Raw genomic sequence first — 12433 nt, 5'->3', positions numbered from 1 at the left:
GATTTTAGATTTGAGACAAAATAAAATCTGATTATTATTTTAATGATTGTACAACAGCTTTTTCGGTTTTTTGCATTATTTCTTCAAATGAAAAATCGCTTACAGCAATTGGATCGTGAATTATAAATTCCAATCGATTACCTAAACCCATTGGAAAAGCTCCAAATTTAACCATTTTCCATGAATTATTTATAGAAATTGGCACAACATAAGCAGATGGAGCGTATTTACAAAGAATTTTTAGTCCGCTTTGTGCGAATTCTTTTGGTTTTCCGTCTTTACTTCTCGTTCCTTCAGGAAAAATTACTGCCGATCGTTTGTATGTTTCAATATATTCTGCTAAACCTTTAATTGTTGGAATCGCTTGTTTTGGGTCTTTTCTATCTATTAAAACGGAACCACCATGTCTTAAATTGTATGAAACACTTGGAATTCCGGTTCCTAATTCTTTCTTGCTTACAAATTTTGGATGAAATTTTCTTAAATACCAAATTATACCAATAATATCATACATACTTTGATGATTGGCAACAAAAATTATTGGAGCGCCTTTTGGAATTTTATTGATGTTTCTAAACTGAAACCAAGTTCCAATTAGATTGGTGCATTTTACCAAACAAAAATTAAGATAATCTACACTTTTTTTATGTGCTTGGTATCCAAAAACGTTGAAACAAATCCACTGAATAGGATGAAAAACCACTAAACACAATCCGAAACATAAATAATAAATAACCGAAATTGGATAAGAAATTAGCTTTTCCATGACTGTAAAAAATTTGTTGGCTAAAGTAAGAAATATATTTTGGATGGAATTGTTAATCTCTATTTTAGAAGTTGAAGAATAATTGATAAAAAAGCTAAAAACAATCAAAAACCTTACGTCTTACTACTTTACCTTTATTTATTACTACTTTACCATTGGTGATTACTACTTTACCATTGGTTATTACTACTTTACTTACTGCTATTACTACTTTAGCTTTATAAATAACTAATAAAACATTTGTTATAAGTACAAAAGTGTTATTTATTACTACTATTGCATTACCAAATAAGGTTTTCGTTAAAAACAGTGACTTTAATTTTAAAAACACGTATTTATACCGGTAAATAGATGGAAAATAATGTTCATTTTTGAAAAATCAAAAACATTCAACAAAACATTCAACAAATTTAGAGCAATGGATTGAAGATATTAAACTAACGCAACAATCTGAAATTAATCCAGAGGTTTCTGGAGAATATTTAAATAGAGTTGTTGCCGAAGAAGTATGTGTAAGGACAATTTAGTGTGTCCGTCTGGCTTACATGGTATTGGTAATCTTGAAGAATGCACCTACGACTTCTTAGCTTGGATTTCAGTACTTGAAGTTATACCATGTGGCGATGGTAGCGGTGGTGGTGGTGGTGGAAACCCAGGAAATGATGATAATCCAGTCATCACTATCCCAAATCTTGAAGATGTTGAGGGAATAAACCACGTAAAAGAGCTTTTAAAATTATCTTCTAAATTATTAATAAAACAAAAAATTAATAATTATAGAGCTAAACTTGCAACACAAACAAAAGAGGAAGGTATAATGATAAACCCAAATGGCCCACTTAATGATACTATTGGAGGCGTTTCTCGAAAAACGGATACTAGATTTTATGATTTTACGCTACAACATACAGTAAACATAAACATGCACCAAAATTTGTATTATGTTGGAACAACGCTAAAACCAACGAACCCTATTCCATCAGATACTGATGTTATATCTCTATCTTTGGCCGCCTATAGGTTCAATAACAACCCCAATAACACCTCTATAATTGTAACAAGATTGGGTACCTTTGCCATTAGAATTACTGATACAGCCAAAGCTTTAGCAGCAATAAACACTATGGATCCTGATAATAACCCAGATACAAAAAGTGAATTGCAACAACAGTTTGAAGATAAGTATGATAAAACAGTTCTTAAAGCTCTCGAACAAGAAGGTGAAGCAGCTGCTTTACAGGCATTTATAAACTTCATCAATACTAATACGGTGAATGGAGAAAATATGGGTTTAAGTATCTATCAAGCTACATTTAATTCTAGTGGAACAACTATAACTAATTGGGTAAAACTTTAATATTAAAATCATGAAAAAAATAATCATAGTGTTAATTTTAATTTCTTTTAAAATTAATGCACAAATAATAACACCTATAGAAGATAGACTTTCACATATTCTTACTCAAACATATAATAACAGATATTTTAAAGATGTTAATGGTCATTTAAACAAGTTTATTGGGCAATGGAAGTATGAAACAGCCATTGATAAAGTAGAGATTACAATACTAAAAAGAGACAATGAAGATTGTGGAGGCAGGTATTTTAAAGACAACTTAGAAATAAGATGTAAATACACTAAAAATGGTATAGTAGAATTTGATACTAATGCACCACAAGATATTAACGATTATAATAGAATGCTCGGAGGTTTGTTTGATGAGCCAACAAATGTAAATAAATATCAGTTTTTGTATAGTGAACCCAACTTTAATCCATTAAACAAATATTATTTAAATATTCAATACGTTTTAGCACCTCTTGGAGGTTTGCCGCAGCTACAATGGACAACCTCATTTGAACCGGCAGAACTAGATCCTGCTCCACCGAGACTACCTTTAAACATGTTATTTACAAAAGTCCCTTAAATTCCAAACGCCTTTCCAATTAGAAAGGCGTTTTTTATAACAACAAAACCAATTGTTTAAAACTCATTTGTATAAACTTCTTTTACATCAAAAAAATATTTAATTTTACGAAAAATACAAGCAATTTAAATGAAAGAAAAAATGAGTTCAGAAAAAGAAGCTAAATTAAAAGCCTTACAACTAACGCTTGACAAATTAGACAAAACGTACGGAAAAGGAACCGTAATGAAGATGGGCGATAAAGCCGTAGAAGAAGTAGAAACAATTTCATCGGGTTCACTTGGATTAGATTTAGCTCTAGGAGTTAATGGATATCCTAGAGGAAGAGTTATAGAAATATATGGTCCAGAATCGTCGGGTAAAACAACTTTAACGTTACACGCGATTGCCGAAGCTCAAAAAGCTGGTGGAATTGCTGCGTTTATTGATGCAGAACACGCATTTGATAGAAATTATGCCGAAAAACTAGGTGTTGATATTGAAAACTTAATCATTTCACAACCAGATAACGGTGAGCAAGCATTAGAAATTGCTGAGAATTTAATTCGTTCGGGAGCAATTGATATTGTAGTTATTGACTCGGTTGCTGCTTTGACTCCGAAAAGTGAAATTGAAGGAGAAATGGGTGATTCTAAAATGGGATTACACGCTCGATTAATGTCTCAAGCTTTAAGAAAATTAACTGGAACTATTAGCAAAACTAATTGTACTGTTTTCTTTATCAATCAGTTGAGAGAGAAAATTGGTGTAATGTTTGGAAATCCAGAAACTACAACTGGAGGAAATGCTTTAAAATTTTATGCATCAGTTCGTTTAGACATTCGTCGTTCATCACAAATAAAAGATGGTGAAAACGTAATTGGAAATAGAACCAAAGTAAAAGTGGTTAAAAACAAAGTGGCTCCACCATTTAAAACTGCCGAATTCGACATTATGTATGGCGAAGGCGTTTCTAAAACTGGAGAAATTCTTGATTTGGCAGTAGAATTTGAAATTGTAAAAAAAGCTGGTTCATGGTTTAGTTATGGCGATACCAAATTGGGTCAAGGTCGAGATGCTGTGAAAGCTTTGATAAAAGACAATCCAGAATTGGCTGATGAGCTTGAAATTAAAATTAAAGCATTAATTAAAGAAAATAATGCTTAATACAAATCCCGTTTTAAAGCGGGATTTTTTTTTCAATACAACGCAACCTTTTTATGAAATTTGCATCTAACAAATAAATGAATGAAAATATAATGAAAAAGTGGATTTTTTTAATAAGCATTATTTTTGCTTTTAACTCATGCACAGTCGGAGATGAACCCGATAGAAGTTTTTTTCTATTACCAGTTGATCAGGTAGAAATGCCATCTAGTTACATATTAGGAAACATTTCTAAGATTAAAGTAAAATACAGAAGACCAACAGATTGCTATATTTTTAATGGTTTTAATGTGGCTTATGATGCACAAAATCATCTATCAAGAACAGTAGCAATACAAGCTGTTAGACTAAACAATTCAAATTGTCTTCCAGATACCGAAAGTTTATTTGAAATTGAATTAGATTTTAAACCAACTGTAGCAGGAGTTTATACGTTTAAGTTTTGGTTGGGTGCAGATGCAAATGGAGTAGATCAATATGAAACTCATGAAGTAGAAATATTATAAATTTTTAAAAACTATCTAGTTTGAGTTTAGAGCAACTCATAAATAACTGTAAGAAAAATGATATTAAAGCACAAGAAGCACTCTATAGATTATATTCATCTAAATTGTTCTCTGTATGCTTGAAATATTCACGCAACTATGAAGAAGCTCAGGACAACTTACAAGAAGCCTTCTTAATAATATTTGAAAAAATAGGTCAGTTTTCATTCAAAGGCTCATTTGATGGTTGGTTAAAAAGGTTGGTTATAAATTATATTTTACAACAATATCGAAAAGACACTTTTTTAAATATTGTTAATGAAAATATTGAAGATGAAGCGGTAGAAGTTGAAATCGATGATGAAGGTGTGTCGATGGATTATTTACTAAAAATTATTCAAGAGTTACCCGATAAATATAGATTGGTTTTTAACTTGTACGTTATAGACGGTTACTCTCATCAAGAAATTGCAGACATGCTAAAGATAAGTGTTGGCACATCTAAGTCAAACTTATCTAGAGCTAGAGTAATTTTAAAAGAAAAAATAGAATCTAGCAATGGTAAAAAAATAATTCCTTTCGTAAAATGAAAGAAAACAAAAATATAGATCGACTCTTTCAAGAGAAGTTTAGAAATCTTGATGTTAATCCTCCAGAAGACGTTTGGGAAAACATTGAACTTCGGCTGAGAAAGAAAAAAGACCGAAAGGTTATTCCGTTTTGGTTGAAAATTTCTGGAATTGCAGCTGCATTTATTATAGGTTTAGGCATATATAATTTTGGATTTGAAAACAATCAAGTTCAAGATGGTGTTGTAATTGAAAACGATGTTAAGGTTGATAAAAACAACAACTCAAATCTAAATGAAATTAAGAAAATAGATGATGAACAAGTAGTCTCAAAAGAAAATAACAATGCTGTTGCTAATAAATCAGATGAAAATAAAATTACAAAGAACAAATCTGACTTAAATAGTAACATTAAAAATAACAATGCTGTTGCTAATAAATCAGATGAAAATAAAATTACAAAAAACAATTCTGACTTAAATAATAACATCAAAAATAACAATGCTGTTGCTAATAAATCAGATGAAAATAAAATTACAAAAAACAATTCTGACTTAAATAATAACATCAAAAATAACAATGCTAAAAATAACAAAGCTGTTGCTAATAAATCAGATGAAAATAAATTAGAAATAAAAAATTCAAATAAAAACATATACACCAATAAATCATTAAACAATACACAAATTATTGCAGAAAAAACAAACTCTGAACTAAAAATAGGCGAAATAAAAAAAAGAGACTCAACATCAATTGCTAGTGTTGTACCTAATGCGATGGAAGAATTGCTAAATGAAAAAGAAACTAAAACAAGTAAAGAACCAAAATTAAATAGGTGGCAATTATCGTCAAATGTTGCGCCTATTTATTTTAGTTCAACATCCAACGGTTCGCCTTTAGATTCAGAGTTGAAAAATAACAGTAAGTCATACAAAACCAATTTTAGTTATGGTTTAGGTGTAAATTATGCTGTAAATAAAAAGATTAAAGTACGAACTGGTATTAACACGGTTTCGTTAAATTACGACACTAATGATGTTTTAATTTCTCAAAATGTAAATGCAAAAACATTAGATCATGTTAAACCGAATTCTACTGGTTCGTTAATACAAATTGAGAGCAAAAATTCATCCACAAGTGGCTTATTGGAGTTAACTACTTCTGGAAATGTTGTAAAGAAGTTTAATAGTGTTGTTAATCAGCAAATTGGATATCTTGAAATTCCTTTAGAATTATCATATAAGCTGGTAGATAAAAAATTTGGAATTGATGTAATTGGTGGTGTAAGTACATTACTTTTGAATCAAAACGAAGTTTCTGTAATTTCATCAGGCGTTGAAATGAATATTGGTGAAGCAAATAATTTGAATGATATTCACTTTAGTACCAACGTAGGAATTGGATTTAAATATGGTTTTTTCAAGAACTTTGAAGCTCGAGTTGAACCTGTTTTTAAATATCAGATAAATACATTTATAAAAGATTCTGGCGATTTTAAACCTTACTTTTTTGGGTTATACTCTGGAGTTACTTTTACTTTTTAATTTGGTTAGATTAGGTTAAGTTAGTTTAAAATTAGTTAAGGTGTTATTGCTTCCGAGTAATAACAGAAAAGAGCGCCTAGTTAAGCGCTCTTTTTTATGGATTAAACTTTTGTAATTGGGTCAGTATAATTTCTCTAGTTTTATTTTTTAATTCTTTTTTATCGTCTAATGCTTTTCCGTAGGTTTCAATAAACGAATGCACTTTGGCTCGCAACAATCCCGGGCTTCCGCTCATAAAAGTATAGGAAAAACGTTTTTTATTATCGGCAAATGTCATTGGTACAATTGGTATTTGATGTTCCGATGCCAATCTAAATGCGCCATCTTTAAACTCGTCAAGAACTATTGATTCGTCTGGAACGCCACCTTCTGGAAAAATGCAAATACTCAATCCTTGTTTCAATCTTTTTTGTGCGCGTTCATATACTTCCATTCTGCTTTTCGGACTGTTTCTATCCACCAAAATACAAGTACGTTTGTAGAAAAAACCAAATAACGGAATCTTCACCAACTCCTTTTTTCCAACAAACACAAACGGATTTTTTACAATGGCCAACATCAACATAATGTCTAACATCGATGTGTGATTAGCAACAAGCATATAACTTTTTTTATCCTCAAGCTCTTGCTCACGTTCTACTTTGTAGCGAAATCCCATTCCAATTAATATTCCTTTTGCCCAAATTCTAGCCATGATAAAAAAGTAGGGATACCATTCTTCTCTCAAGATAGAAATCACTAAAAACGGAAACATAATTATAATGATTGCGCCCATCAATATGTAAAACCAAATGCGCCAAAGCACCCAAAAAATAATTTTTAGTATTCTCATAGCGTCAAAAATAAACAATAGTATGTGAATTTTAATACAAAGGTTTAACTTTGCGGTAAATAATTTTAGAATGGCAAAAATACTTACAGGAGTTCAAAGCACAGGTACACCACATTTAGGAAATCTTCTAGGTGCAATTATACCTGCAATTGAATTATCGAACAATCCAGAAAATCAGTCGTTTTTATTTATCGCCGATTTACATTCGATTACTCAAATAAAAGACGGTGAAACACTTCGTAACAACACATACAGCACTGCTGCAGCTTGGCTTGCATGTGGTTTAGATATCAATAAAGTTACTTTCTACAGACAAAGTGACGTGCCACAAACTGTCGAATTATCTTGGTATTTAAGTTGCTTTTTTCCGTTTCAACGATTAACATTAGCCCATTCTTTCAAGGATAAAGCCGATAGATTAGAAGATGTAAACGCCGGACTATTTACTTATCCAATGCTGATGGCTGCCGATATTTTATTGTATGATGCTAATTTTGTTCCTGTAGGAAAAGATCAAATGCAACATATAGAAATTACTCGTGATGTAGCTTCGCGTTTCAATCATCAAATGGGTGAAACTTTTGTAATTCCAGAAGGAAAAGTACAAGAAGAGACCATGTATGTTCCTGGAACCGATGGCGGAAAAATGAGTAAATCTCGCGGCAATATCATCAATATTTTCCTTGATGACAAAGCCTTGCGCAAACAAGTAATGTCTATAGAAAGCGATAGCACACCACTTGAAGAGCCTAAAAATCCAGATACGTGCAAAATATTTGCTATCTATAAATTATTAGCAAATGAAGAGCAAATTGCATCAATGAGACAAAATTATCTTGGTGGAAACTATGGTTACGGTCACGCCAAACAAGCTTTGTTTGAACTAATCTGCGAAAAATTTAAAACCGAAAGAGAAAAATACAACTACTACATCAACAATCTTGAAGAAGTTGACGCATTATTAAAACAAGGTGCGCAAAAAGCACATGTAATTGCAAATGAAGTTTTAGGAAGAGTTAGAGTGAAATTGGGGTTTGATTAAACCGCTTCAAACAATTTTCCAGGCAATGGTCTTACAACGCCTTTCAATTCCATATTCAATAAAATAGAAGAAATTCTAAACACCGGAAAATCACAATCGAGAGCAATTACATCAAGTAGTTGCTTTCCGTTTTTTTGGAGGTAATCGTAGATTTTTTGTTCGTCGTTTTCTAAAGAAACAAACAATTGCTTTTGAATTACTTTAGTTTCATCTTGTTTCAACTCCCAATTTAAAATATAAATTAAATCGGCTGCCGAAGTTAGTAAATGTGCCTTTTGAGTTTTTATCAAATTATTACAACCTTGACTAAATCTATCGGATGTTCTTCCAGGAACGGCAAAAACATCTCGGTTGTAATCATTGGCTAAATTGGCTGTAATTAATGAACCTCCTTTTTCGGCACTTTCAATAACAATTGTAGCTTCACTAATTCCGGCAACGATTCTGTTTCGTTTTACAAAATTTTCTTTTTCGGGATTGGAATTACTCCAAAATTCGGTCATGAAACCACCGTTTTGTTCCATTTTGGCAACATATTTTTTGTGGACTTTTGGATACACTTGATTCAGTCCGTGAGCTACAACACCAATAGTTTGCAAACCTAAATCCATCGCTACTTTATGAGCAACAATATCAACACCATAAGCAAAACCACTAACGATTATTGGGTTTAATGGCGCTAAATCTTCGATGAATTTTTTGCAGAATTCGGTTCCGTAAGAAGTTATTTCGCGTGTTCCAACAATGCTAATTACTTTTCTGTTTTTAAAATCAATAGTACCCGATGTAAATAATAAAATTGGTCCGTCGATACAATGTTTCAATCGATCAGGATACTTTTCGTCTTGATAAAAAAGACAATTGATATCGTTCTCTTTTATAAATTTCAGCTCGGCTTCCGCCAAATTAAATACCAATTTATCCTTTAGATTTTTAATTAAAACCCGACCAATTCCATCAATAGATTCGAGTTGATTGGCTTTGGCTTTAAAAATGTTTTCGGCAGTTGTAAAGTGATTTAGTAGTTTTTTGGCAACAATATCGCCAACACCATCTACTTTTAATAAGGCTAATAAATGTAATAATTCTGTATCGTTCATTGTAAATAATTGGTTTTCAAAAGTAAGAAAGATTTTTAAAATTGTTAACAAAGTTTGTTGATAAAATTTTGCGATATGCATTAAATAATTAAATTTGTATTTATGAAGATTGACCAATACATATCACAATTATTGTATCGTTACCAATGTGTAACTGTTCCAGGATTTGGTGCTTTTTTAACCGAAATCCAATCGGCGCAATTGCATGAAAGTTCGCATTCGTTTTATCCGCCTAAAAAGTTGGTATCGTTTAATTCGTACTTAAAAAACAACGATGGTTTGTTGGCAAATCATATTGCTCAATCCGAGAAAATGAGTTATGAAGTTGCTGTTTCTGCAATAGAAAACCAAGTTCTATCTTGGAAAAATAAGCTTCAAGATTTTGGCGCAATTAGCATCAAAAATGTTGGAGAATTATCTTTGAATACAGAGAAAAATTTAGTTTTTGTTCCATTTGATCAATTGAATTATCTAACCGATTCTTTCGGGTTAACATCGTACGTTTCACCTGCAATTAAGCGTGAAGTTTATAATTATGTAGTTGAAACTCAAAAAATAGAAGAAGAAAAAGCTCCAATTGAGTTTATTGCAGAACCAAGAAGTTCGCGCAATTATATGAAATATGCAGCAATTTTTGTTTTGGGCGCAGGATTAATTAGCGCTGGTGGATTCTTTGGAAATGAGTTTTATCAAAATAAAATTCAGCAAGAAACGGTTGCGGTTCAAACGAAAGTTCAAAATCAAGTGAATCAAAAAATTCAAGAAGCAACGTTCTTTATTGCAAATCCAATTCCGTCGGTTACGCTAACGGTGAAAAGCGATAAATTACCTTATCATATTGTAGCTGGAGTTTTTACAAGAGAACAAAATGCTGAAAAAATGTATAAAAATCTTGTAAAAAAAGGATATAAAGCCAAACGCATTGCTCCTAACAAACATGGAATGCATCCTGTTCTTTACGGAAGTTTTTCTAATTATGCCGAAGCTCAAAAGGAAATGAATAGGATTAAAAATTCAATCAATCCTGATACTTGGCTTTTAATAGACGATTTATAAAAACAGAAAGTTCCGATTAATCTCGGGACTTTTTTTTAGCCCTGATAGTAATGAAAATCCTTTTCTTTTTTCCTTTAAAAAAGAAAAGATTGTAATGGATAGCAGGAATAGCTTCAAATAATTCCACTTATTTTTATCAAAATTAAATACCTTTGCAAAAAAAATTATGACTCCAAAACATCCTATAGATTCGTTAACGATACTTACCGATTTAGTGTTGCCAAGCGAAACCAATCCGTTGAACAATCTTTTTGGTGGCGAATTATTGGCACGAATGGATAGAGCTGCGAGTATTGCTGCACGACGTCATTCGAGAAGAATTGTGGTTACAGCATCTGTAAATCATGTGGCTTTTAATCGTTCTATTCCTTTGGGAAGTGTTGTTACTATTGAGGCTAAGATTTCTAGAGCGTTTTCTACATCGATGGAAATTTTTCTAGATGTTTGGATTGAAGACCGCGAATCGGGAACTAAAATGAAGGCTAATGAGGCAATTTATACTTTTGTAGCTGTGAATGAAACAGGAAATCCGGTTGAAGTTCCGCAATTGGTTCCAGAAACTGAGGAAGAAAAATCTAGATATGATGCTGCTTTGCGAAGAAAACAACTGAGTTTGGTTCTTGCCGGAAAAATGAATCCGCATGATGCAACCGAATTGAAAGCATTGTTTATGTAATACAAAAAAGTCCGCTAATTGCGGACTTTTTATTTTTTTAATTCAGCCAAGTTGCTGGATTATTGTAAGTTGTATTTTGAGAAACCATGAACTTGAGGATCGTTTTCCCATCGGCATTGGTTCTGATTTTTCCTAAGCTTTGTTTGATCGCAACTTTATCTCCAACGCTTACGCTCACAGAACTTAGATTTTGATAAACCGTAAAATAATCTCCATGTCTAATAAAAACGGCGATATTTAAAGGTGATATTTTAATTACTTTAGTTACTTCACCACCAAAAACGGCACGTGCATTAGAACCATTTTCTGTAGTGATTTCGACACCACTATTATGAACTACCAAGGATTTATAAACAGGATGTGCTTGATCTCCATAACCCAAAGTAATTGCTCCTTTTTCTACTGGCCAAGGTAAATTTCCTTTATTGGCTCTAAAATTATCTGATATAATTTTTCCTTCTGGAGTTAAAATAATTTTATCTGATGATTCGATTTTTTTAGTTTCTGCAGCAGTGGTTGTTTTAGGATTGGCCTTAGCTCTTTCGGCTGCCGCTTTTCTGTTGGCTTCGGCAATGGCTTCACGAATTAATTTTTTAATTTGAGCATCAATACGTTTACTTTCTTGCTGTTTCGCTTTAATCTCGGCAGTAATTTGCTTTTTACTTTTATTTAAACTTTTAGCGATTTTTTCTTGATCGGCTTTTTCTTTTTCAAGGTCTTGTCTTTGCTTTTCTTGATCGGCAAGTAGCTTTTCTTTCTCTGTTTTTTGACCTGATAATCTTTTAACATTATCGTCTAATCGTATTGTTTTAGCCTTAATTTCTTCGCCTTGCATTTTTCTATAATTAGAATATTGCTTCATGTATTGCAATCTTTTGTAGGCTTGTAAAAAATTTTCTGAAGACAATAAAAACATGGCTCGACTTTGTGTAGAACGACTTTTGTATGACTTTACAATCATTTCTGCATAGTCTTCTTTAAGTACAATTAAGTCTTTTTTAAGTTTGTTAATTTCAACTTGATTAATGTAAATATCATTACTCAACAGCTTAGTTTGCTTGGCTGTTGTGGTAATTAGTTTTTGCTTCAAGCCAATTTTTTCTTTTTGGATAGTCAACAATTTACTTACTGATTTCTCTTGTTTTCTAACATCTTGTAGCATCATCTCTTTCTCGCGAATTTCTGCTTGGATTTTAGCTTTACGTTGCTCAAGTTCTTCCTGCGTTTGTTGACTCCATGATAATGAAGTAAGTAAAACTAAAAAAAATGTAAATACTGCTTTTTGCATA

Annotated in this window: 14 protein-coding genes; 10 read left to right on the top strand and 4 right to left on the bottom strand. The window is 31.9% G+C overall.

Annotation, left to right across the window (positions count from 1 at the left end):
- Positions 1-34: 34 nt before the first annotated feature.
- A complete protein-coding gene (locus LG45_RS03920; RefSeq protein WP_035124612.1) occupies positions 35-766 on the bottom strand; it encodes a lysophospholipid acyltransferase family protein in 732 nt (243 codons plus the stop codon).
- A 371-nt stretch (positions 767-1137) separates the two neighbouring features.
- On the opposite strand from LG45_RS03920, the gene LG45_RS16455 reads away from it, so the two are divergent.
- The 7 genes from LG45_RS16455 to LG45_RS03885 all read left to right on the top strand — a co-directional run bounded on the left by LG45_RS16455 (position 1138) and on the right by LG45_RS03885 (position 6438).
- Positions 1138-1293 carry a hypothetical protein gene (locus LG45_RS16455; protein ID WP_165570791.1) on the top strand — a complete coding sequence of 52 codons (156 nt, stop codon included), beginning with the start codon at positions 1138-1140 and terminating at the stop codon, positions 1291-1293.
- Positions 1275-2123, top strand: a complete 849-nt coding sequence (locus LG45_RS03910; RefSeq protein WP_035124608.1) for a hypothetical protein — start codon at positions 1275-1277, stop codon at positions 2121-2123. Before LG45_RS16455 ends, LG45_RS03910 begins: the two co-directional genes overlap by 19 nt.
- Before the next feature lie 10 nt (positions 2124-2133).
- Positions 2134-2694: a DUF6705 family protein gene (locus tag LG45_RS03905; RefSeq protein ID WP_035124606.1), complete on the top strand. Its 561-nt coding sequence runs from the start codon at positions 2134-2136 to the stop codon at positions 2692-2694.
- A 141-nt stretch (positions 2695-2835) separates the two neighbouring features.
- Positions 2836-3840 carry a recombinase RecA gene (recA, locus tag LG45_RS03900; RefSeq protein ID WP_035125349.1) on the top strand — a complete coding sequence of 335 codons (1005 nt, stop codon included), beginning with the start codon at positions 2836-2838 and terminating at the stop codon, positions 3838-3840.
- 92 nt (positions 3841-3932) lie between these two features.
- A complete protein-coding gene (locus LG45_RS03895) occupies positions 3933-4346 on the top strand; it encodes a hypothetical protein (protein WP_131494638.1) in 414 nt (137 codons plus the stop codon).
- A gap of 20 nt (positions 4347-4366) precedes the next feature.
- A complete protein-coding gene (locus LG45_RS03890; protein ID WP_035124603.1) occupies positions 4367-4915 on the top strand; it encodes an RNA polymerase sigma factor in 549 nt (182 codons plus the stop codon).
- Entirely contained in the window at positions 4912-6438 is a 1527-nt protein-coding gene (locus tag LG45_RS03885) for an outer membrane beta-barrel protein (RefSeq protein ID WP_035124600.1), read from the top strand. The genes LG45_RS03890 and LG45_RS03885 overlap by 4 nt, the downstream gene beginning before the upstream one ends.
- Before the next feature lie 94 nt (positions 6439-6532).
- On the opposite strand, the gene LG45_RS03880 is transcribed toward LG45_RS03885, so the two are convergent.
- Positions 6533-7270: a lysophospholipid acyltransferase family protein gene (locus LG45_RS03880; protein ID WP_035124598.1), complete on the bottom strand. Its 738-nt coding sequence runs from the start codon at positions 7268-7270 to the stop codon at positions 6533-6535.
- A 70-nt stretch (positions 7271-7340) separates the two neighbouring features.
- On the opposite strand from LG45_RS03880, the gene trpS reads away from it, so the two are divergent.
- A complete protein-coding gene (gene trpS / locus LG45_RS03875) occupies positions 7341-8312 on the top strand; it encodes a tryptophan--tRNA ligase (protein WP_035124596.1) in 972 nt (323 codons plus the stop codon).
- Here trpS and dprA read toward each other — a convergent pair.
- On the bottom strand, positions 8309-9412 hold the full coding sequence (gene dprA, locus LG45_RS03870) for a DNA-processing protein DprA (protein WP_035125347.1): 1104 nt from the start codon (positions 9410-9412) through the stop codon (positions 8309-8311). The genes trpS and dprA overlap by 4 nt on opposite strands.
- A gap of 102 nt (positions 9413-9514) precedes the next feature.
- Between dprA and LG45_RS03865 the strand changes: the two genes are divergently transcribed.
- A complete protein-coding gene (locus tag LG45_RS03865) occupies positions 9515-10468 on the top strand; it encodes an HU domain-containing protein (RefSeq protein ID WP_035124594.1) in 954 nt (317 codons plus the stop codon).
- Positions 10469-10634: 166 nt separating this feature from the next.
- Positions 10635-11144, top strand: coding sequence for an acyl-CoA thioesterase (locus tag LG45_RS03860; protein WP_035124593.1), 510 nt, complete (start codon positions 10635-10637; stop codon positions 11142-11144).
- A gap of 37 nt (positions 11145-11181) precedes the next feature.
- On the opposite strand, the gene LG45_RS03855 is transcribed toward LG45_RS03860, so the two are convergent.
- A complete protein-coding gene (locus LG45_RS03855; protein ID WP_035124592.1) occupies positions 11182-12432 on the bottom strand; it encodes a murein hydrolase activator EnvC family protein in 1251 nt (416 codons plus the stop codon).
- Between the last annotated feature and the right edge of the window lies 1 nt (position 12433).

Origin of the sequence: Flavobacterium aquatile LMG 4008 = ATCC 11947 (assembly GCF_000757385.1) — a bacterium.
GTDB classification, from domain to species: Bacteria; Bacteroidota; Bacteroidia; order Flavobacteriales; family Flavobacteriaceae; genus Flavobacterium; species Flavobacterium aquatile.
This window is presented reverse-complemented; position numbering and strand designations above follow the sequence as displayed.